The sequence below is a fragment of the Streptomyces sp. HD genome, from assembly GCF_028369295.1.
Classification (GTDB): domain Bacteria; phylum Actinomycetota; class Actinomycetes; order Streptomycetales; family Streptomycetaceae; genus Streptomyces.
This window is the reverse complement of record NZ_JAQMYP010000006.1, coordinates 100985-122045: the sequence shown is the minus strand read 5'-3', so window position 1 is coordinate 122045 and position 21061 is coordinate 100985. Positions and strand designations below refer to the sequence as shown.

Genomic DNA, 21061 nt, shown 5'->3' with positions numbered 1-21061 from the left:
CGGCCTCAGCTCCCCTGGTCTCACCTCCACTCGTCCGCGGCCGTCAGCGGAACGGGGGCCGGCGGTTCGGCCGAAGTCGTCAGCTCGATGCGCCGCCCCTCGGCGGCGGAGCGCAGGAGGGCGCTCATCGTCTCCAGCACATGCAGGGCGAGGTCACCGCTCGCGCGCGGTGCCCGCCGGCCGTCGGCGGTGACGAAGTCGAGCAGGCCGACGCCCCGCGCGGCGTCGACGTAGCCCGCGGACGACGGGAGCGGCCGCCACTGCGTGCCACCGAGTTCGAAGAGCCGTACCTCACCGTCGAAGCGGTTGGGATCCGGGACCGCCAGGGTGCCCGCGTCGCCGTGGACCTCGATGGGCGCGGCGGTCGTGGCCACGCCGTCGAAGCTCGTCGTGATCGTCGTCAACGCCCCGCCCACATGCTCCAGCACCCCGGAGACATGGCTGTCCACCTCGACCGGGATCCGCTCGCCCGCGCGTGGCCCGGACCCGATGACGCGCTCGGTGCGCAGCCGACCGGCCGCCCCGATCACGGCACGTATCGGCCCCAGCAGATGGACCAGCGAGGTGAGGTAGTACGGCCCCATGTCCAGCAGCGGGCCGCCTCCGGCGGTGTAGTAGAAGTCGGGGTGCGGATGCCAGCGTTCGTGCCCCGGAGTGACCATCACGGCCGTGGCGAACTGGGGGCGTCCGACGGCCCCCGCCGCCACCGCCGCCCGGGCCGTCTGGAGGCCGGTGCCGAGGACGGTGTCCGGCGCGCATCCCACACCGGTACCGGCCTTCGTGGCGGCCTCCAACACGGCGTGCGCGTCGGCGAGTTCGGCGGCCAGCGGCTTCTCCCCGTAGACGTTCTTGCCGTGGCCGATCGCGCCGAGGGCGATCTCGGCATGGGCGGCGGGGACGGTGAGGTTCAGCACCGTGTCCACGTCCGGGCTGCTCAGCAGCTCCTGAACGGACAGCGCCGCGACGCCGGGGAGCTCGGCGGCGACCGCGGCCGAACGGGAGGCGTCGAGATCGGCGACCGCCGTGACGCGTACGGCACGGTGGCCGACGAGTGTGTCCAGGTACGCGCGGGAGATGACGCCGAGCCCTACGACGCCGATGCGGTGCGCGTCGCCCACAGCATGCCCCTCTCGATGACGGTGCGGACGTTCGGGTCCTCAAGGACGTCGAGGCTGTGCCCCGGTGTCGTCACCACGATGCGCCCGGCTCCCCACCTGCGGGTCCAGATCGCCGGCGAGGTGACGGGCCGGTGCCAGGGCTGCCACGGCCGGGCGGGATGCGTGGTGGTGGCCAGGACGTCGATCAGGTCGTCGTGGAGCACCCAGTACTGCTCGGTGTGCAGCTCGAAGTCCCCGATGCCCGCCGTGACGGGATGCTCGCGGCCGAGGTCCGTGAGGGTGACGACGTACGGCAGGTAGTTGTCCTCCTGCCCGCCCCGGCGTTCGCACGGCTCCTTGCCCGGGTGGGTCGCGAACTGCCCTCCCACCAGGTGCAGATAGTCGGCGGAGGCGCGGAACGAGTCGGCGATGCCGCCGTGCCAGCCGGTGAAGCCGGTACCGGCCTCGACCGCCGCGGTCAGTCCCGCCAGCTGCTCGGAGCTGATCTGCGACATCGTCACGCACTGCACCACGAGATCGGTGGCGGCCATCTCGGCGGCGTCCGCGTAGACGTCGGTCGACTCCTCGACCCGGACGGTGTAACCGTTGTCCCGGAGGAAGGGCAGGAACAACTCGGTGGCCTCGACCGGCCGATGCCCCTCCCAGCCACCTCGGACCACCAGGGCGTTCTTCCGCGTCATCTCGTTGAATCACCGTTCCAGTGGCCGACTCGTAGCACCGCTCCCTCACTATGCGCCGGTTCGCGCACGCTCAGGAAGAGGTACCGAGATCACGAAAGTTTCGCGTCGGGGAGGCCGGCTCAGGCCCGGGCGTCGACCAGCCAGCAGGCCCCGGTGAAGCGGACCTCGGTGCCGTGCACAAAGGGGTCGAAGGCCGCGCGGACCGTCTCGACGATCCGCGCCCGGGCCTGCTCGTCCGTGTCGGGCAGCACCTGGCCCAGCGGGCCGAGCCGGGTGAAGTAGCCGACCAGTTCCCGCTCCGGCAGGGTGCACTCCACGTCGATCGGCCGGATGTCGATACCGCTCCATCCGCTCTCCTCCAGGATGCGGTGGACTTTCTCCGAGTCCGCGAAGGCGAACTGCCCCGGCCCGTCCGAGCGGCGGGCGGGAAGGCTGGGCAGCAGCGGTGCCGCCGCGCGCTCGGCCGTCGTCATGAACGGGTTCTCCGCGGGGCCGCGCCAGGCGATGAACCGGAGCCCGGCCCCGTCCCTGGCCGCCCGCCGGAGGTTCGTGAAGGCCCGGACGGGGTCGTCGAAGAACATGACCCCGAAGCGCGAGATCACGGCGTCGAAGGCGGCGGGCTCGAACGGATGCTCCGCCGCGTCGGCACGGATGAAAGAGGCCGGCGTGCCCGCCCGTTCGGCACGCGCCCGGGCGGCGGCGATCATCGGCTCGGAGATGTCGACGCCGACACAGTGACCCGCCGGCCCGAGCCGTCGGGCGACCGCCAGCGTGGTGCCGCCGGTGCCGCAGCCGACGTCCAGCACCCGGCCGCCGCTCTCGGCTGCCGCCGCTTCGACGAGCGGCCCCTCGTACGGCTTGAGCGTCTGGTCCAGCACCGCCTGTGCGTCGACCCAGGCGTGCCCGGCCCGTCCGTTCCAACGCGTTGCCTGTTCGTCGTCCGTGCCGTGCGTGACGTCCATGATCGCCTCCTGGGCTTGCCTTCGTCGGGCCGGGATGACAGCGTGCTACTTCAAGTCGACTTGAGGTCAAGCTGATGACGGACCTGGATATCGCCGAGGTGGCACGCCGCGCCGGAGTCCCTGCCTCCACCCTGCGCTACTACGAGGAAAAAGGACTGATCGCCGCCGTCGGCCGACGGGGCCTGCGGCGTCAGTACGATCCCGGCGTGCTGGAGCGCCTGGCGCTGATCGCGATGGGGCGTACCGCCGGGTTCTCGCTCGACGAGATCGCGCACATGTTCGCGGCGGACGGGCAGCCCCGTCTCGACCGGCAGGTGCTCGCGGCCAAGGCGGACGAGCTGGACCGGCGGATCCACGAACTGGCCGTCATGCGTGACTCCCTGCGGCACGCCGCCGCCTGCCCCGCGCCGCGCCACATGGAGTGCCCCACCTTCCGCCGCCTCCTCAGAGCAGCGGCGTCGGGCGCGGTCGCGCTGCGTGGGAAGCGGGCTCCGGGCACGTCGTGACGCCCGGCGCCGTCACGCTCTCCACATCGGTTCCCTGTCCGTGGGCCGCCGACGGGGGATCCACGGCCGGGCCTGACCCGGCCGCGAAACCCCCGACTTCCGGGACGGCTCCGGAGCCGCCAGATGATGTCGCAGGTCGAGGTGGCGGAACTGGTGGACCGCCCCGGACCGGCGCAGCACGCCACGGCGTTCGTGGGCGTCGGCGAGGAAGGCCGTCAGGTCGCGGGGGGAGATCCCGGCGCATGGCCAGCTGGTGGCGGGTGAGGGCGTAGTACCACCAGGCGTTCCGGCTGAGCGCGGCGGCCAGGCCGACCGTGATGCCGTAGGCCAGACCGCGGTCGAGGATGTGGGCCGGGGGTATCGGGATCGCCCGGCCGTCCGTGGTCCCACGGCCCAGACCGTAGGAGAGTCCGCCCTGGACGGCGTAGTCGACGCCCTAGCAGAGCAGGAAGGCGGCGCCGGCCGTCCGGCCGACCGCGAGCCACAGCCGGGCGAAGAACACCGGACGAGGGACATCCGCGGACCGGCCCCACGGATGAGTGACAGCGGGGCGGGTTTCGTCAGATCCAGCCCTGCTCCCAGGCGCGATGCGCGGCCGCATGCCGGGTCGGGACGCCCAGCTTGGACATCGCGGAGGAGAGGTAGTTGCGGACCGTGCCGGGCGCAAGATGGACCCGGGCGGCGATGTCCGCGACCGACGCGCCCGTGCGGGCGGCGCGCAGGACCTCCAGTTCGCGGTCGGTGAGCGGGCAGTCGTCCTCGGTCAGCGCGGAGGCGGCGATGTCCGGGTCCACGTAGCGGCGCCCTCCGGCGACGTCACGGATGATCTCCGCCAGCCGGGCCGCCGGAGTCGTCTTGGGGACGAAGCCGCGCACCCCGGCGGCCAGCGCCCGGCGCAGCACGGCGGGCCGGGCGTGCCGGGTCACCAGCACGATGTGCGTGGGCAGTTCGGCCCGGATCTCCTCGGCGGCGCGCAGTCCGTCGGTGGGCGGCATCTCCAGATCCAGGACGGCGATGTCCGGACGGAACTCCCGGGCCAGCCGCACCGCCTCGGTCGAGCTGGCCGCCTCCGCCACGACGGCGAGGTCCTGCTCCAGCGCCAGCAGGGCGGCCAGTGCGCTTCTGAGCAGGGCCTCGTCATCGGCGATCAGCAGGCGGATCACGGGGCGGCTCCGTCCGTGCGGTACGGCGGGTTCGCCGGCAGCGTGGCCACCACCACGAAGCGGTCACCGTCCCGGCCCCACGTCAGCTCGCCGCCGGCCGCCCCCAACCGTTCGGCGAGCGTGCGCAGTCCCGTGCCGTCCAGGCCGGTGGGGTGGTCCTCGGCGCCGTCGTTTCCGATCCGCAGCCGGGCGTGACCGTTTACGACACGGAAGTCGACGTCGGCCCGCCCGGCCTGGCTGTGCCGGAGCACGTTGGTGGTGGCCTCCCGCATCACCAGACCGAGCAGGTGTCGGGCGGAGTCCGTGAGCCGGGCGGCGACGGCGGTCGGGTCGAGGGTCATCCTCGCGTCGATGCCGGCCGCGGCCAGCACCCGTGTCGCGTTGCCGATCTCGTCGTCCAGCGAGGTCCGACGGTACCCCTGCACCACCGCCCGGGTGTCGCTGAGGGCGTCCGCCGCCAGCCGCCGTATCTCCTTCAGTTCCGCGGCGGCACGCGCCGGGTCCAGTTCGACGAGCCGGGCCGCCAACTCGCTCTTCAGCGCGATGACTTGGAGGTGGTGACCCTGGATGTCGTGCAGGTCGCCGGCGAACCGCAGCCGCTCCTCCCTGACCGCCAGCTCCGCCTCCAGGCGCCGTGCCTCGTCCAGCCGTCGCGCCGTGTCCCAGGCCCACAGGGGGCCGAGTGTCACCCAGGCGGTGAAGGCGACGAGCCCGGCCGGGAACAGCGCGGCGTACACGAGCTCCCCGTCTCCGCCGAGCAGAGCGACCGCGCCCCCGGGCAGCGGGGCGAGGACCACGGCGCTCGCGACCAGTGGTCGTCTGCGGTGCGGCGGGAGGTACGTGGCGACGACGGCGACCACCAACGCGGGCGCGACCGGCCACAACCCGTAGTCGCGCAGGGCCAGCGGAAAGGCCGCGAGCACGACTCCGGCCCCGACGGCGGCGATCAGCAGGCCCAGGGGCGGTCCGTCGGGGTGTGCGTCCGGCACCGGCATGAGTGCCAGCCGACGGCTCAGCAGTACGACGCACGCCCACGCCTCGACCACCAGCGCGGCGGCGACCGGGCCGCGGGCCCACAGCGGGACGTCACCGTCGAGGACCCACGCGCCGACGAAGACGGCCAGCACACCCACCGTCATGCCCGGCACGGTCCACCACGTGTAGCGACGGAAGCTGGTCAGCCCCGCCGTCCCGCCCTCGATCGCCCCGTCTCGCACCCGGTCATTGTGGCCCAGCCGGCATGACAAATGTCATGCGAGGACGTGACAACACCACGCGTGCGCAGGGGGATTCGGCACTACTGGCGGGTCGCTCCGGACAGCAGGTTGGAGGTGTCGCCGCAGACGCCCACGACCAGGAGACTCCCCATGTCCACCTCTGCCTCCCAGCCCGCCCCCCGGCCAGCCTCCCACCCGACGGCACACAGCCCGCACCACCCGGCCGCGACGCTCAAGCGCCGCTGGCCCACGGCGTTGGCGCTCGCGGTCGTCGCCCTCAACGTGATCGCGTCCGGCTCGCAGGACGTCGCCGACGCGGTCGGCGGCTTCGGCGAGATCCTGCCGCTGCTGCCCCTGATCTATCTCGCCGTCAACCAGATCGGAAAACCGCAGGCCACCTGGCCGGTGCTCGGGGCCGGGCTGGTGGTCGTGTTCGCCCTCCCCTTCCAGGACGCGGTCGCCCCCTCAACGGTCCTCGTCGCCCTGTCCCTGGCGCTCCTCGCCTGGGGCGCCCTCCGTGGAACTCCGCACGGACGGGCCACGTTCGGGCTCCAGGCCACGGGTGCGCTCCTCTTCTGCGGGCTCGGGCTCGCCGGGCTGGCGGTGGATCCCGACCTGGGCCGGTATCTGGTGGCGGCCGGCTGGTTCTTCCACGGCGTGTGGGACTTCGTGCACCTGAGGCTCGACAAGGTCGTCTCCCGTACGTTCGCCGAGTGGTGCGGCGTCATCGACGTATGCGTCGCCGTCCAACTGCTCTTCGTGGTCTAGGGGGTGTTTTGAAAGTCCCGCACAGCACCCACGGCGCCCGGCACGCACCCTCGCCGCACCGGCCAAAGGCCCAAGTAGCTCCGCTACGAGGGCCTTCGTCCGGCACGCCGAGGGCACGCACCGAACACCGAGGGCACCGCACGGGACTTTCAAAACACCCCCTAGGACCTGTCCCGGGCAGGCACCCAGAACGGCCGAGAAGCGTCGGCGCGGGGCCTGTAACCGGGCTCCGCGCCGTAGGTTGCCACCAGTGGTCTCTCCCGTCCGACCCGTCAACTCCGTGCACTGGGAGCTCTCTTGGACACCGAAGACACCTCCGGCGCCCTCCGTTCCGGCCCGCTCTCCCGTCGCAGATTCCTCCAGGCGACCGCAACGGCCACAGCCGGCGTCGGCGTCACCGGCACGGTGCTCACCACCGCCGGTGCACCGGCTGCGGCCGCTGCATCCGGCACGACCACTGTCTCCCTCACGGCAGCCACCGGTGGTTCCGCGACCCTCGCCCCGGCCGGTGACCGGCTGGTCGCCGAGGTGCAGAACGTGCTGTGGTCCGTCCCGCGCAAGGTCGGCAGCGCCGTCCCGCTCACCCCGCCCGGCCTCGAACCCACCCGCCCGCAGTTCTCGCCCGACGGCAGCCGACTCGTCGTGTGCGCCTATCGCGGCGGCGGCTTCCACCTCTGGACGCTGCGCCCCGACGGCTCCGGGCTGCGGCAGCTCACCGACGGACCGTGGGACGACCGGGGTCCGGCCTGGTCGCCGGGCGGCACCCGGATCGCGTTCGCCTCCGAGCGCGGCGGCGACTCCGTGACCGGCGCCCCGTACCGCATCTGGACCGTGGACGTGCGCACGGGCGAGCTGACCCGGCTCACCGGGCGCCCCGGTCAGCAGGGCCCCGGACAGGACGCCCGCTGGGAGGACTTCGACCCGACGTGGTCTGCGGACGGGGAGCGCGTGCTGTTCGTGCGTGCCGGGGTCACCGCCACGGGCACCCTGCGCGCGACGACCGTCGCGTCGGTGGCCGCCGACGGCTCGGGCCCGGTCATCACCGAGCACACCGACGACTCCGGCGCCCAGCTCATGACGCCCGCCCTCTCGCCCTCCGGCCGCCTGGCCTACCTGCGCACCACCCCCTCACCCGCCGCCTCCTGCACCCTCGTCGTGGACGGCGAGCCGGTCGCCGTGACGGGCGACCTCCTCCCCGCGCCGCCCCGCTGGACGGCCGGCGAGCGTCTGCTCCTCACCGTCGACGGACAGTTCCGCCTGGTCGACCCGGGCGCCCCGGGCAGCGGCGAGGAGATCCCGTTCACGGCCGCACTGCCGGTGGACCGGCCCCGCTACCGCGGCAAGGAGTACGACTTCGAGGGCGCCGGCACCCGCCCGGTGCGCGCGCTGCACCTGCCCGCCCTGTCACCGGACGGCCGCAGCGTGGCCTTCGCCGCGCTCAACGCCCTGTGGATCGGCGGCACCACGGACGGCCGCGCACCCCGCAAGGTCCTTCAGGTCCCCGCCACCCGCTATGTCCTGGCGCCGACCTGGACACCCGACGGTACGGCCCTGGTGTACGCCGACGACCGCGACGGACTGTTCGCCGTACGGCGCCGTGACCTCGGCTCCGGCAAGGAGACCGTGCTCGCACGGGGCGGCCGGGTCTTCCCCGCCCTCTCGCCCGACGGCAACCGGCTGGCCTGCCTGGACATGTCCGGCAACCTCGTGGTGCGCGACCTGCCCGACGGCACCGAGCAGGTGCTCGCCGCACCGCTCGGCGCGGGTGGGCTGCCCGGCCGACCCAGCTTCTCGCCCGACGGCCGGTACGTGGCCCTGTGCGACCGCAACCGCCTCAACCAGCGGTTCCGCGAGGGCTACAACCTCATCCGGGTCGTGGACACCACCACCAAGTCCGCCACCCTGCACGCCCTCGCCCCGCACACCTCCCTCTCCGACCGCTACGACTCCGGCCCCGTCTGGTCCCCGGACGGCCGCTGGATGGCCGTGGTCGCCGAGTCCGCGCTGTGGCTGCTGCCGGTACGGGCCGACGGCACCCCGGACGGCGAGCCCCGCCAACTCACCACCGAACCCGCCGACCACCCGTCCTGGTCCGCCGACGCCCGCACCCTGCTCTACCTCTCCGCCGGCACCCTGCGCCTGATGGACGTCGGCAACGGCAGGACCCGTACCGTCCGCGTCCCGCTCGACCACCGCCGGCCGCGCCCGGCCGACACGGTCGTGCACGCGGGCCGCTTCTGGGACGGCACCGGCTCGGACGTACGCGAGGACATCGACGTCGTCATCCGTGACGGCCGTATCGCCGAGGTGACCCCGCACCGCACCGGCCGCCCGGCCGTACACCGCGTCGACGCGAGCGACCGCACCGTGATCCCGGGCCTGTGGGACGCCCACACCCACCCCTGGCAGTCCACCTACGGCGGCCGCCAGACCGCGCTTCAACTCGCGTACGGCATCACGACGGCCGTCTCGCTGGGCGGCTTCGCCTACGAGCAGGCCCGCGTCCGGGAGGCGGTCGCCGCCGGTGCCCTCGCCGGCCCCCGGCTGCTCACCACCGGCGAACTCCTCGACGGGGCCCGGGTCGCCTACAGCATGGGCCGCGCCCACCGCACCCACGAGGGCCTGCGCCGTTCACTGGCCCGCGGGGAGGCGCTGGACTGGGACTTCGTGAAGACGTACGTACGTGCCCCCGGCTGGGTGATGAGGGAGGCCGCCGCATTCGGGCACGACCGGCTCGGCGTGCGCAGCGGCAGCCATCTGTGCACCCCGGGTGTCCAGCTGGGCCAGGACCTCACCACCCATCTGCAGGCGACACAGCGACTTGAGTTCGGGCACGCGACCTCCGCGACGGGGCGCTCCTACCAGGACGTCGAGGAGATCTACACCCGCGCGGGCTTCCATCTCGTCGCCACCCCGTTCACCTCGCTTCCCCTGCTCGGCGCCGACCCCGCGCTCGCGGACGACCCGCGCGTCACCACGCTGATGCCGCCGTGGGACACCGCGCTCGTCCGCGAGCAGGCCGGACAGCCGCCCACCGAGGCCCAACTGGCCACACTGGGACGGGAGATGGGCGTCTACCGGCGGATCCTCGCGGGCGGCGGCCTGATCGCCCTCGGCACGGACCAGCCGCTCGTCCCGGTCGGACTGCATCTGCACCTGGCCCTGCGCGCCCTGCACCGCTCCGGCCTGACACCGGCCGAGGTGCTGCGCACCGCCACACTGCTGCCCGCGCGCGTCTTCGGCGCCGACGCCGACCTGGGCACCGTGGAGGAGGGCAAGCTCGCCGACCTCACGGTGGTGGACGGCGATCCGTTCACCGACTTCTCCGCACTGATCCGTACGGTGGCGGTCCTGCGCGGCGGCGTCCCGTTCGAACAGAGGGACCTGGTCGACGCCTTCGGCACCGGCACGGAGCGGCGGGCGGAGCAGGAGTGGCTGGAGGTGAGCCGCCTCATGCGCCGCGAGGGGTGCTGTGATCTGTGACCTGTGAGGCGGTCATGGTCCACACACACTTCCTGGTACATCTGCGCAGGAGCATCACTTTGGCTGCACACAGCCTGGCCAAAGCCTCGTTAGCGTTGCGGCCGTTCGACCCTTTATACGAATGTGACCAGGCCGCGGCCCAACGGGCCGGTGGCGCAGTCAAGCCAGAAAGACCGCAGATGGACTACTGCTCCTCGTGCCGGCGGCATCTCAACGGGGCCCTCGTGTGCCCCGGGTGCGGTGCCTACGCCCCGGACATCGCTCCCTCCGCGGCAGCGGGTGCCGCCATGCCGGTCTCGTCCGGCGCGGCGGCGACCGGGACGGCGGCGTGGGAAACTCCCGCCGGGACCCCCGCCGACACCAGCTGGTACGACGGCTACTTCCGGGACGAGACCGCGTCGCCGGCCCGCCCGGAGGAGACCGCGCCCGGAGCCCCCTCCGGTGACGTGGAGGGCGACGTGGAAGGCGTGGCCGTCGCCCCCGAGGGGCGGGCGGCGCGGCGTCGGCAGCGGGCCCGCTGGAAGAAGAACCAGCGCCGGGCCGTGGTCGCGACCGCCGTCGCACTGGTCGGCGGCGGCCTGACCGTCTCGGCGATGAACCGGGGCACCGCGGACAAGGCCCAGGCGGCCACCGCGCCGGAACGGCCGAACGTGGGGCTCCCGCAGCAGGAGTCGGAGCTCACCCGCCCGGCGTCCACTCCGTCGGACACGCACAAGGAGTCGCGCGCCGACACGCCCTCTTCACATCCGACCCCGACGAACGCCGCCCGGGAGCCCGTCACCACGCCGCGCACCACGCGCCACTTCACCCGACCGGACGCGGCCGGCACGCCGAGCCCCGCGGCGACCACGGTCCCGCAGACGCAGACCGTCTCCCCGGCCCCCGGAGGGGCGAACTCCGGTGACAGCACCGGCGGCGAGGCGGCCGAGCAGCCGCCGCCGGCCACCACGCCGACCGACGACTCGGACTCCGCGGCGACCCCGGCGCCGACGAGCCCGGCCCCGGAAGAGACCACGCCCGCGCAGCTCTGCGTGCTCAACCTCGTCTGCCTCGGCTGACCGCGGCGGGAACCGACCCGACCACCGCAACACACCCATCTGAGATCACCGTCACCCCGCCGCACCGCCGCACAACCCCGCGGATGCGGTCATGCTGGAAGAAGCCGGACGCCGTCCTGACGGGGTCCGGCACCGGTAGAGCAGGACGACGCGCTCAGAAAGGGAACTCCCCATGGTCGAGCAGGACGATCGCTTCGATGTCGTGGTCCTCGGAGCGGGCCCCGGCGGCTATGTCGCCGCCATCCGCGCCGCCCAGCTGGGCAAGCGGGTGGCGGTCGTGGAGGAGAAGTACTGGGGCGGCGTCTGTCTGAACGTGGGCTGCATCCCCAGCAAGGCCCTGCTGCGCAACGCCGAACTGGCGCACATCTTCACCCGCGAGGCGAAGACCTTCGGCATCAAGGTGGACGGGCAGGTCAGCTTCGACTTCGGCGAGGCGTTCCGCCGCAGCCGCAAGGTCGCCGACGGCCGGGTCAAGGGCGTCCACTACCTGATGAAGAAGAACAAGATCACCGAGATCGACGGCCGCGGCACCTTCCTCGACCCGCACACCCTCCAGGTGGCCGGCTACGACGGCGAGACCCGCACCATCGGCTTCGACCAGTGCATCATCGCCACCGGCGCCACCCCGAAGCTGCTGCCCGGCACCCGGCGCAGCGCCCGAGTGGTGACCTTCGAGGAGCAGATCCTGGCCGAGGAGCTGCCGGGCTCGATCGTCATCGCGGGCGCCGGCGCGATCGGCGTCGAGTTCGCCTACGTCCTGCACAACTACGGCGTGAAGGTCACCATCGTCGAGTTCCTGGACCGCATGGCCCCGCTGGAGGACGCCGAGGTCTCCGCCGAACTCGCCAAGCAGTACCGCCGGTTGGGCATCGACGTGCTCACCTCCACCCGGGTCGACACCGTGGACGAGTCCGGCGAGCAGGTGCGCGTCACGGTCACCGGCAAGGACGGCGCCCAGCAGGTCCTGGAGGCCGACAAGGTGCTCCAGGCGATCGGCTTCGCGCCCAACGTCACCGGGTACGGCCTGGAGAACACCGGCGTGACCGTCAACGGGCGCGGCGCGATCGACGTCGACGGCCGCTGCCGTACGTCCGTCCCGCACATCTACGCCATCGGTGACGTAACGGCGAAGCTGATGCTCGCGCACGCCGCCGAGGCGATGGGCATCGTCGCCGCCGAGACCATCGCGGACGCCGAGACGATGGAGCTCGACTATGTGATGATCCCGCGCGCCACCTACTGCCAGCCGCAGATCGCCAGCTTCGGCTGGACCGAGGCACAGGCCCGCGAGCAGGGCTTCGACGTGCAGGTGGCGAAGTTCCCGTTCACCGCGAACGGCAAGTCGCACGGCCTGGGCGACGCGACCGGCTTCGTGAAGCTGATCAGCGACGCCAAGTACGGCGAGCTCCTCGGCGGCCACCTGATCGGCCCCGACGTCACCGAGCTGCTGCCCGAGCTGACGCTCGCCCAGCAGTGGGACCTCACCGTCCACGAGGTCGCCCGCAACGTCCATGCCCACCCGACCCTCGGCGAGGCGGTCAAGGAAGCGGTGCACGGACTCGCCGGCCACATGATCAACTTCTGAGGCTTCAACCGAGCCACCAGCGGGCCGCCGCCCAGGCCAGCGCATAGCTGAGACCGTTGACCGCCCAGTGCAGGGCCATCGGTGCCAGCAGGCTGCCGGAGCGGCGGCGCAGCTCGCACAGGACCACTCCGGCCAGGGCCGTGGCGACGACCGCCATGGCCACGGTCGGTGCCACGCCAGCCGGGCCGTCGCCGAAGACCGAGCCCACCGCGGCGTTGGAGCGGTTGATGCCCCGCGAGGGCATCACATGCCACAGCCCGAACAGCAGCGACGACAGGCCGGTCGCCCACGCCGTTCCGAGCCGGCGCCGGATCATGGCCCACAGCACCCCACGGAAGGCGGTCTCCTCCAGCAGCACGGTCCCGAACGGCACCCGCACCAGCGCTCCGAACAGCATCCGCCCCACGGACAGATCCGTGGCCCTCGCGTCCCGGAACGCCTCCCGCCCGGCCGGAACGGCGAGGAGGACCACCATGACCAGCAGGACGATTCCGGCCAGCACGGGGGCCCACCGCATCCCCCGGCGCAGCCCCTCCGCGTCGAGCCCCAGGTCGGCCCGGGTGAGTCCGTCCCAGCGGGCGATGAGCAACAGGACCGCGGTCGCGGTCACGCAGATCACCACATACATGCCGGTGCTCCGCGCGAGCCAGTTGTTCAGCAGGTTCGCGACGGCGAGCACGGCGACAGCACATACCATCCGCATCCGGGTTCCAGCATCCCCCGGCGCGATCGTGCCGACGCCCCTGCCCGGGCCCGCCCGTCGGCGTGTCGTCCCGATCCGGGGGCTTGTGCACAGACTCTCAGCCCAGCTTCCGGCAGTACAACGCGTCCGGCGTCCGCGACGACCCCACCCGGCCCGTGTACGCGATGCCGGCCGCGTACTCGTCGTCCGCACACCGCCCCTTGGAGCGGCCGTACGCGAAGTCACCGCCCTTGGGCGCCGCCCCCCGGTTGTCACCCCGGTCGAACCAGACCGTACGGCCGCTGGTGCCGAGCCTCCCGGCCGAGGCGCTCGCGCACAGGGCGGCGGAGACGGCGGAGCCGCGGACGCTGTATCCGATGAGGAACCGGCCGTCGGCGCACTGGAGTTTCGTGTACCCGGAAGCCCAGTCCCGCCCCGGCGCGACATACCGCTCGTCGACGACGACCTCGTGTCCGCCGGCCCGGTCCCACAGCGCACCGGCCATCACGTCCGAGCACAGGCCCCGGTTGCCGGTGTGGGCGAGGCCGAGCAGCCGCTGTCCGTCGGGACAGACCGCCTTGCGGGCGCCGGTGTCCCAGTCGGGCAGGGCGCGCATGCGCCGTGACTGGACGAAGTCGCCGTGGTCGGGGCTGAGCATGGACCACTCGGCGACCGGCGCCACCGGCCCCGTGCGGCCGTCCGCCTCGATGAGCCGGGTCCAGGCCGCGGCCCGCCAGTCGTCCCCGTCGTAGAGGCCCATACGCCGGCCCGCGGCGTCCCAGTGCAGCAGGGCCCAGCCGTTGCCCTTGCGGTCCTGGTGCAGGCCGACGAGCGGCCAGTACGCGAAGTCGGCGTCGGTGCGGATCAGTTGGTCCACGAAGCCCTCGAACCAGGCGCGCTGCTTGTGGCCGGTCTCGGCGCGGCCTCCGACGCCGAACTCGCTGATCCAGACGGGGGCGGTGAAGTGCTGGTCCTGTTCGGCGGTGACGAAGAAGGCCTGGCGGTTCAGTACGGCCATCAGTTCGGCGGGACTCAGGTCCCGGTAGCGGGGGTCGCTGGTCTCGCCCGTTCCGGTGGCGCCGCTGTGGTTCGGGCCGGTGTAGTCGTAGAAGTGGGCCGAGTACACGAGCTTGCCGGAGTCGACGAGGGTGTGCGAGAGGCGGCGTACGGGCTCCAGGGTGGGGCGTTCGTGCGGGAGGCCGTCGACGGGGATGCCGGTCCAGTTGATGCCCTCGACGATGATCAGCAGATCCGGGTCGGCCTCGGCCAGGATGCGGTCGCCGACGCGCTGCGAGGCGGCGAACCAGTCGTGGTCGTCGCCGAGGCCCCAGTTGGGGTCGTCCCAGATGGTGCGGCGGACCTCGTTGTAGAGGTCGGCGCCGACGACGCGCGGGTTGTCCCGGTAGCGGCGGGCCATGAGGACCAGTCGCTCTCCCACGTCTGCGTGCTCCGGCTCGCGTTCCAGCGTTCGTTGCCGTCGACGCCGCAGCACCAACGGGTGGTGTTGGTGTGGTTGTTGAGGATCACGGCGAGGCCGGCGCCGGTGAGCTCACGGACCACGGCGTCGTAGACCTGGAGCGGGGTCAGGCCGCGCAGCGCGGGATTGGCCGCGACGGCTTCGTCCGTGACGGGCACGGCGTCGTGGATCATCTCGTTGGAGAAGGGCAGCCGGACGCTGTTGATCCCGATCTCCCGGAACCCGGCGATGATCTCCGCCATCGGCGCCCGGTCCAGCCCGAGCGGCATCCGGCCGGAGTTCTCACCGGCGTGGTGGTCGGCGTCGTCCTCCGGATCGCCCGAGCCGTTCCAAGTGCCGCTGGCGCCATGCCAGTTGCCGGAGCGCAGCTTGAAACGGTCACCGTCGGCGTCGACGATCCAGCGGCCACGGGTGCTCAGGGGCGCCGTCCACTCCTCCGGGGCGGGTGCGGGGCGCGGCTCGGCCGCGGCCTCGGCCCGCGGGAGCGGCGTCAGTGGGACCAGCAGGAGCACGGCGGCAAGGACTGTTCTCACCAGGGAGCCGCGCACGGTCGTCACCCCCAGGGGCGTTATTGTCATGGCGCCGTCATCATGAGGCATGGGGCGGCATTGGTCCAGACTGGGCACGGGTGATCCGCCGATCCCCACCTGTGGCGCCCCGCCCCACCAGTGCGCATCCTCGGTGGTACCGCGACCCCAGGGAGGCACGATCCCCATGCCGGCCAAGAACCTCACCGTCAACCGCGCCGCCCTCGGCCACCGCCTCGCCTACGCCCTGCGCCACCCCGACCGAGTGCCCCGCCATCTGGTCCGCACCGCCCGGGACATGTGGCTGCGCCGCCGCCACCCGGACCACGTCTCCTACTACCGTGCGGTGATGCGCTCCGACACCCGGGCCGACCCGGACGCGGCGGTCGGCAGCCACAGCAGGGAACGGTGGCTGGCGCTCGGGGAGATGCAGTTCGACTACCTCGTCGGGCACGGTCTGCGCCCCGAGCACCGGATGCTGGAGATCGGGTGCGGCAATCTGCGGGGCGGCTGGCGCTTCATCCGCCATCTCGGCCCCGGTCACTACTACGGCATCGACATCTCGCCCGACATCCTCTTCGCCGCGCAGGACACCGTCGTGGAGATGGGCCTGCGGCAACGGCTCCCCACGCTGACCCCGGTGCGCGACCTGACGCTGCGCTTCCTGCCCGACGCCCACTTCGACGTCGTGCACGCGCACAGCGTCTTCTCGCACTCTCCGCTCCCGGTGATCGAGGAGTGCCTGGCCAACGTCGGCCGGGTGCTCGCCCCCGGCGGCTGGTTCGACTTCACCTTCGACCGCACCGAGGGCGAGGAACACCAGGTCCTGCGGGAGGACTTCTACTACCGCACCGAGACCCTTCTCGCGCTGGCCGAAGAGCACGGGCTGCGGGCCCGCTTCATGGCGGACTGGGAGGAACTCCCACACGGCCAGTCCAAGATCCGGGTCACTCACGCGGCGTGAACCGATTCGCCGTCAGCGGTTCTTTTGTTTCCCGCGAGTAGGTCATCTGTCCCGGACTCTTGACTCGGCATGCGGTAGTGGCCATCCTCGTCGCATATATTGCGAGGTCATGACAATCCGACCTCGCTATCCGCCGACCGAGGGACGTGGGCCGTGACCACCGCCGGACGCCCGTATCGCAGACGCAAGAACGTCACCGTGGTGTCGATCCTCCTGCTCGTGCTGTCCATCGCGCTCGGACCCACCCCGAGTTCGGCGGCCGGCAACTGGTGGGACCCGACCGCACGGCCCGCGCCGGACTCGCAGGTCAACGTCACGGGGGAGCCCTTCACCGGCACCAACGCCAGGGGCGAGGTCCGCGGCTTCGTCGACGCGCACGACCACATCCTCGCCAACGAGGCCTTCGGTGGCCGTCTGATCTGCGGAAAGGCGTTCTCCGAACAGGGCGTGGCCGACGCCCTCAAGGACTGCCCCGAGCACTACCCCGACGGCTCACTCGCCATCTTCGACTTCATCACCAACGGCGGTGACGGCAAGCACGACCCGGTCGGCTGGCCCACCTTCAAGGACTGGCCGGCCCATGACTCGCTGACCCACCAGCAGAACTACTACGCCTGGGTGGAGCGGGCCTGGCGCGGCGGCCAGCGCGTCCTGGTCAACGACCTCGTCACCAACGGCGTGATCTGCTCGGTGTACTTCTTCAAGGACCGCAGCTGCGACGAGATGACGTCGATCCGGCTGCAGGCCAAGCTGACGTACGACATGCAGGCCTTCATCGACAAGATGTACGGCGGCACCGGAAAGGGCTGGTTCCGGATCGTCACCGACAGCGCGCAGGCCCGTCAGGTCATCCAGCAGGGCAAACTGGCGGTCATCCTCGGCGTCGAGACCTCCGAGCCGTTCGGCTGCAAGCAGATCCTCGACATCGCGCAGTGCGGCAAGGCCGACATCGACAAGGGCCTGGACGAGCTGTACTCGCTGGGCGTGCGCAGCATGTTCCTGTGCCACAAGTTCGACAACGCCCTGTGCGGCGTCCGCTTCGACTCGGGCGGGCTCGGAACGGCCATCAACGTCGGCCAGTTCCTGTCGACCGGCACCTTCTGGAAGACCGAGACGTGCAAGGGCCCGCAGCACGACAACCCGATCGGCAACGCCTCGGCTGCCGAGGCCGAGAAGAAGCTCCCCGCGGGCGTGGACGTGCCCTCGTACAGCGCGGACGCCCAGTGCAACGTCCGGGGGCTCACCGACCTCGGCGAATACGCCGTACGCGGCATGATGAAACGCAAGATGATGCTGGAGATCGACCACATGGGCGTCAAGGCCGCCGGCCGCGCGCTCGACATCTTCGAGGCCGAGTCCTACCCCGGCGTGCTCTCCTCGCACAGCTGGATGGACATGGACTGGACCGAACGGGTCTACGGCCTCGGCGGCTTCATCGCCCAGTACATGCACGGCTCCGAGGGCTTCGTCTCCGAGGCCAAGCGCACCGAGGCGCTGCGCGACAAGTACGGGGTGGGCTACGGCTACGGCACCGACATGAACGGCGTCGGCGGCTGGCCGGGACCGCGCGGCGCGGACGCCCCGAACAAGGTGACGTACCCCTTCAAGAGCGTCGACGGCGGCTCCGTCATCGACCGCCAGACCACCGGCGAGCGCACCTGGGACCTGAACACCGACGGCGCCGCCCACTATGGCCTCGTCCCGGACTGGATCGAGGACATCCGCCGCGTCGGCGGCCAGGACGTGGTCGACGACCTCTTCCGGGGCGCCGAGTCCTACCTCGACACCTGGGCGTCGTCCGAGAACCACAAGGCCGGGGCCAATCTCGCGCGCGGCGCGAGCGCGTCGGCCAGTTCCTCGGAGTGGAGCCTGTTCACCAGCTACCGGCCGGGCAGGGCCGTCGACGGCGACGGCGGCACCCGCTGGGCGAGCGACTGGAGCGACGACCAGTGGTTCCAGGTCGACCTCGGCTCCACCCAGCTGGTCAAGCGGGTCACCCTCGACTGGGAGCGCGCGTACGGTAAGGCGTACCGCATCGAGCTCTCCACCGACGGCGTGAACTGGCGGACCGCCTGGTCCACGACGTCCGGCGACGGCGGCCTGGACACGGCCAGGTTCACCGGCACACCGGCCAGATATGTACGCGTCCACGGGCAGGAGCGCGGCACCGACTGGGGCTACTCCCTCTCCGAGGTCGGCGTCCACAGCAGCTGACACCCACGAGAGGGACTCCATGGCACGGTTGCCGTCCGCCGAGCGGCGGCGACAGCTCACCGAGGCGGCGATCAGGGCGATGGCCCGGGACGGCGTACCCAACACGACGACCCGGTCCATCGCCGCCGAGGCAGGCGTCTCGCTGAGCGTCTTCCACTACTGCTTCGACTCCAAGCAGGAGCTGATCGAATCCGTCATCACGACCATCACCGGCCACTATGTGACGGTGGTGCAGGACGCCCTACGGCCCCGGGCCACCCTGGAGGAGACCGTCCGGGCCGGCTTCCAGGCGTACTGGGACCATGTGCGCGCCCACCCCGACGAGCACATGCTCACCTACGAGCTGACCCAGTACGCACTGCGCCGGCCCGGATTCGAGCATCTGGCCCGACGGCAGTACGAGCTGTACGCCGAGACGTACGCCGACCTCATCGATCAGCTGCGGCAGACCATGGGCCTGCGCCTGCGTGTTCCCGCCCCCGTCCTGGCCCGCTACCTGGCCGCCATGACCGACGGACTGACCCTCAACTACCTCGTGCTCGGCGACGAGGCCGCCTGGAACGACATCCTCGACACCGTCACCGCGCACATGGCCGGACTCGTGAGCGAGCCCTGACGGGGGACGTCACCCGGGTACGGCGACCCGGTCCCGGCCTGCTTCCCCCGACTCCCGCCGGAACAGCCATCTCGGATCCGGCTCCACCACGAAGCGCAGGGCACGCCGCACGGGCGGTGTGCACAGCAGCGTCACGATCACGGCGGCCACGACGGTGACGGCGAGCGCGCCGAGCGGCCGGTGGATCCAGGCGGGGTCGTACCAGCCCCAGTACTTGGCGCCCTGCGCGAGGAAGCCGTGCAGCAGGTAGCCGTACAGCGTGCCCGTTCCCAGCACCGTGCACCACATCCGCCGCCCGGGCACCCAGGAGAGGAAGTAGACCACCAGCACCAGCGAGCAGACGAACAGGACCGGCGTCATCACCACCCCGTACCACGCGGGCGCGCCCAGCTGCTCGGCGCTTTCGCGGTGGTAGAACCAGCCGCCCGTCATCCGCGGCACCGCCCAGTACGCCACCACGAACGCACCCGCGAACACGGGGACGGCCGCGATCCGCACAGCACGACGCCTGACCAGCCGGAAGTGCTCCGGCTTCAGCAGCAGACCCAGCACGAAGTACGGCAGGAACTGCAGGGTGCGCTGCAGATCGAGATCACTGCCGATGGACGACGAGACGGTGGCCAGCATCGCCACGGCCAGCGCGAGCGCCAGCGGCATGCGCACCCGCAGCCACAGCGGGGTGGTCAGCCGCCACAGGAACAGTGCTGCCAGGAACCAGGTCAGATACAGCGGGTCCAGCAGGCTGACCGGGCGGTCCGGCTCCTGGTCGGTCCACCGGGTGAAAAGGGTGTATGCCGTTTCGAAGACGACATAGGGGATGAAGAGCCCGGTCACCAGGCGTTTGAGGCGTTCCGGACGGCCGTCGAAGCCGCGCGAGAAATAGCCGGAAATGATGATGAATGCGGGCATATGGAAGGCGTACACAAGCATGTACATGGCGGTGACGAACCGGCTGCCGTCCCGCAGCGGCTCCCACGCATGACCCACCGCCACCAGCACGATCGCCGCGTACTTGGCGTTGTCGAAGAACGCGTCCCGCTCCTTGGCGGGCCTGGGCGGCGCGGCCGTGGCACGGCCGGGAGCGGCCTTTGTGCCCGCGCTCACCACACGGCCCCCTGGGCGCCGCGCGGGAAGCCCACGCGATCGCGTGCGGGTCTGACGGAGGTGACGGCTGCGTGGATGTGCTGAGACATCCCACGCGCCTCACCACTTCCGGGCGGCGTAAACCTCGCCGCGCGGTCATCCACACGCGCGGGGCAGGCCGCAGGGCCGTAGGGGTGTGGCCGTAACCCGTGTGATCGCTCCGAATGGTGCGTCCGGGAGGAATGGCTGACGGTGGATCACGTCAAGGTCTGGCACCAGTGGTGATGACGTGTCAGCCACCCAGGCCATGACGGAAGGACTCACCTATGCGCTCTGTCCGTATGCTGCTCGCCACCGCGACGGCCACGGCCGCCTTGGCGATCGCCCCCGCCGCCTACGCCGTCACGGCAGGTGACTGGGACCAGGAAGACAGCTCCTCCCACGGCGAGGAGCACGGCAAGGACTCCGGCAACGAACACGACAAGGACTACAGCAAGGAGCACGGCGAGGAAAGCAAGCACGACGGTCCGCGTGGCGGGATGCACACGGGTGGCGGAGCGCTGGCCCTCGTGAACAACGAGGACGACTGGGGCGGCGACCACGACAAGGGCTCCTGGGGTGGCGACCACGAGCAGGGCAAGGACGACTCGTGGAAGGGCGACCACGAGAAGGACGACTGGGGCGGTGACAACGACGAGGAGTCGTGGGGCGGCGGCCATGGCAAGCCGCACGGCGGCATGCACACCGGTGGCGGCGGCCTCGCCGACAACCCGGGTGTCACCGCCGGTGGTCTGGCCGCGCTGGCCGTCGCGGGCACCGGTGTGTACGCCATGCGCCGCAAGAAGGCCTCCGGCTCCGTCGCCTGACCCGATGCCGGACGCCATAACCGCTGTGGCCGTCGCACGTGCGCCCCACGTCGCGACGGCCCCGCTCGCTTTCCCCCGCCGTATCCACAGCC

The 21061-nt window shown here is 71.8% G+C and carries 17 protein-coding genes and 1 pseudogene; 10 read left to right on the top strand and 8 right to left on the bottom strand.

Going from position 1 to position 21061, the window contains the following annotated elements; all coding sequences use genetic code 11:
* Window positions 1–20: 20 nt before the first annotated feature.
* The 3 genes from POF73_RS08225 to POF73_RS08215 all read right to left on the bottom strand — a co-directional run bounded on the left by POF73_RS08225 (window position 21) and on the right by POF73_RS08215 (window position 2760).
* On the bottom strand, window positions 21–1118 hold the full coding sequence (locus POF73_RS08225) for a Gfo/Idh/MocA family protein (protein ID WP_272113863.1): 1098 nt from the start codon (window positions 1116–1118) through the stop codon (window positions 21–23).
* The gene (locus POF73_RS08220) at window positions 1088–1798 is read right to left on the bottom strand and encodes a ThuA domain-containing protein (protein WP_272113862.1); all 711 of its coding nucleotides are present in this window, start codon (window positions 1796–1798) and stop codon (window positions 1088–1090) included. The genes POF73_RS08225 and POF73_RS08220 overlap by 31 nt, the downstream gene beginning before the upstream one ends.
* Before the next feature lie 119 nt (window positions 1799–1917).
* Entirely contained in the window at window positions 1918–2760 is an 843-nt protein-coding gene (locus POF73_RS08215; protein ID WP_272113861.1) for a class I SAM-dependent methyltransferase, read from the bottom strand.
* 74 nt (window positions 2761–2834) lie between these two features.
* Here POF73_RS08215 and POF73_RS08210 point away from each other — a divergent pair, with 74 nt between their 5' ends.
* Window positions 2835–3266 carry a helix-turn-helix domain-containing protein gene (locus POF73_RS08210; protein ID WP_272113860.1) on the top strand — a complete coding sequence of 144 codons (432 nt, stop codon included), beginning with the start codon at window positions 2835–2837 and terminating at the stop codon, window positions 3264–3266.
* Window positions 3267–3389: 123 nt separating this feature from the next.
* Window positions 3390–3530, top strand: coding sequence for a hypothetical protein (locus tag POF73_RS08205; protein ID WP_272113859.1), 141 nt, complete (start codon window positions 3390–3392; stop codon window positions 3528–3530).
* A 296-nt stretch (window positions 3531–3826) separates the two neighbouring features.
* Here POF73_RS08205 and POF73_RS08200 read toward each other — a convergent pair whose 3' ends face one another.
* Window positions 3827–4429 carry a response regulator transcription factor gene (locus tag POF73_RS08200; protein WP_272113858.1) on the bottom strand — a complete coding sequence of 201 codons (603 nt, stop codon included), beginning with the start codon at window positions 4427–4429 and terminating at the stop codon, window positions 3827–3829.
* Window positions 4426–5646, bottom strand: coding sequence for a sensor histidine kinase (locus tag POF73_RS08195; RefSeq protein WP_272113857.1), 1221 nt, complete (start codon window positions 5644–5646; stop codon window positions 4426–4428). Before POF73_RS08195 ends, POF73_RS08200 begins: the two co-directional genes overlap by 4 nt.
* A gap of 150 nt (window positions 5647–5796) precedes the next feature.
* Here POF73_RS08195 and POF73_RS08190 point away from each other — a divergent pair, with 150 nt between their 5' ends.
* The 4 genes from POF73_RS08190 (at window position 5797) to lpdA (ending at window position 12540) form a co-directional block, all read left to right on the top strand.
* Complete coding sequence (locus tag POF73_RS08190; RefSeq protein ID WP_272113856.1) at window positions 5797–6414, top strand: hypothetical protein; 618 nt, start codon at window positions 5797–5799, stop codon at window positions 6412–6414.
* Between the two features lie 297 nt (window positions 6415–6711).
* The gene (locus POF73_RS08185; protein ID WP_272113855.1) at window positions 6712–9897 is read left to right on the top strand and encodes an amidohydrolase family protein; all 3186 of its coding nucleotides are present in this window, start codon (window positions 6712–6714) and stop codon (window positions 9895–9897) included.
* A 179-nt stretch (window positions 9898–10076) separates the two neighbouring features.
* Entirely contained in the window at window positions 10077–10955 is an 879-nt protein-coding gene (locus POF73_RS08180) for an SCO2400 family protein (RefSeq protein WP_443049462.1), read from the top strand.
* A gap of 172 nt (window positions 10956–11127) precedes the next feature.
* Entirely contained in the window at window positions 11128–12540 is a 1413-nt protein-coding gene (lpdA, locus tag POF73_RS08175; RefSeq protein WP_272113853.1) for a dihydrolipoyl dehydrogenase, read from the top strand.
* A gap of 4 nt (window positions 12541–12544) precedes the next feature.
* On the opposite strand, the gene POF73_RS08170 is transcribed toward lpdA, so the two are convergent.
* A complete protein-coding gene (locus POF73_RS08170; protein ID WP_272113852.1) occupies window positions 12545–13243 on the bottom strand; it encodes a CPBP family intramembrane glutamic endopeptidase in 699 nt (232 codons plus the stop codon).
* 97 nt (window positions 13244–13340) lie between these two features.
* Window positions 13341–15277 (bottom strand): annotated as a pseudogene (locus tag POF73_RS08165) (glycoside hydrolase family 5 protein).
* Between the two features lie 136 nt (window positions 15278–15413).
* Here POF73_RS08165 and POF73_RS08160 point away from each other — a divergent pair.
* The 3 genes from POF73_RS08160 (at window position 15414) to POF73_RS08150 (ending at window position 19020) form a co-directional block, all read left to right on the top strand.
* Window positions 15414–16190 (top strand): class I SAM-dependent methyltransferase, encoded by a 777-nt coding sequence (locus tag POF73_RS08160; protein ID WP_272113851.1) that lies wholly within the window; start codon window positions 15414–15416, stop codon window positions 16188–16190.
* Between the two features lie 153 nt (window positions 16191–16343).
* Entirely contained in the window at window positions 16344–18404 is a 2061-nt protein-coding gene (locus POF73_RS08155) for a galactose-binding domain-containing protein (protein ID WP_272113850.1), read from the top strand.
* A gap of 19 nt (window positions 18405–18423) precedes the next feature.
* A complete protein-coding gene (locus POF73_RS08150; RefSeq protein ID WP_272113849.1) occupies window positions 18424–19020 on the top strand; it encodes a TetR/AcrR family transcriptional regulator in 597 nt (198 codons plus the stop codon).
* A 9-nt stretch (window positions 19021–19029) separates the two neighbouring features.
* On the opposite strand, the gene POF73_RS08145 is transcribed toward POF73_RS08150, so the two are convergent.
* Complete coding sequence (locus POF73_RS08145; RefSeq protein WP_443049461.1) at window positions 19030–20127, bottom strand: acyltransferase family protein; 1098 nt, start codon at window positions 20125–20127, stop codon at window positions 19030–19032.
* Between the two features lie 302 nt (window positions 20128–20429).
* Here POF73_RS08145 and POF73_RS08140 point away from each other — a divergent pair, with 302 nt between their 5' ends.
* Entirely contained in the window at window positions 20430–20969 is a 540-nt protein-coding gene (locus POF73_RS08140) for a hypothetical protein (RefSeq protein ID WP_272113847.1), read from the top strand.
* Window positions 20970–21061 lie beyond the last annotated feature (92 nt).

Excerpts from the sequence above, each read along its gene's own strand:
- POF73_RS08220 (WP_272113862.1), bottom strand. The coding sequence starts at position 1,798 with ATGACGCGGAAGAACGCCCTGGTGGTCCGAGGTGGCTGGGAGGGGCAT.
- POF73_RS08215 (WP_272113861.1), bottom strand. The coding sequence starts at position 2,760 with ATGGACGTCACGCACGGCACGGACGACGAACAGGCAACGCGTTGGAAC.
- POF73_RS08210 (WP_272113860.1), top strand. The coding sequence starts at position 2,835 with ATGACGGACCTGGATATCGCCGAGGTGGCACGCCGCGCCGGAGTCCCT.
- POF73_RS08205 (WP_272113859.1), top strand. The coding sequence starts at position 3,390 with ATGATGTCGCAGGTCGAGGTGGCGGAACTGGTGGACCGCCCCGGACCG.
- POF73_RS08190 (WP_272113856.1), top strand. The coding sequence starts at position 5,797 with ATGTCCACCTCTGCCTCCCAGCCCGCCCCCCGGCCAGCCTCCCACCCG.
- POF73_RS08180 (WP_443049462.1), top strand. The coding sequence starts at position 10,077 with ATGGACTACTGCTCCTCGTGCCGGCGGCATCTCAACGGGGCCCTCGTG.
- lpdA (WP_272113853.1), top strand. The coding sequence starts at position 11,128 with ATGGTCGAGCAGGACGATCGCTTCGATGTCGTGGTCCTCGGAGCGGGC.
- POF73_RS08170 (WP_272113852.1), bottom strand. The coding sequence starts at position 13,243 with ATGCGGATGGTATGTGCTGTCGCCGTGCTCGCCGTCGCGAACCTGCTG.
- POF73_RS08160 (WP_272113851.1), top strand. The coding sequence starts at position 15,414 with ATGCCGGCCAAGAACCTCACCGTCAACCGCGCCGCCCTCGGCCACCGC.
- POF73_RS08150 (WP_272113849.1), top strand. The coding sequence starts at position 18,424 with ATGGCACGGTTGCCGTCCGCCGAGCGGCGGCGACAGCTCACCGAGGCG.
- POF73_RS08140 (WP_272113847.1), top strand. The coding sequence starts at position 20,430 with ATGCGCTCTGTCCGTATGCTGCTCGCCACCGCGACGGCCACGGCCGCC.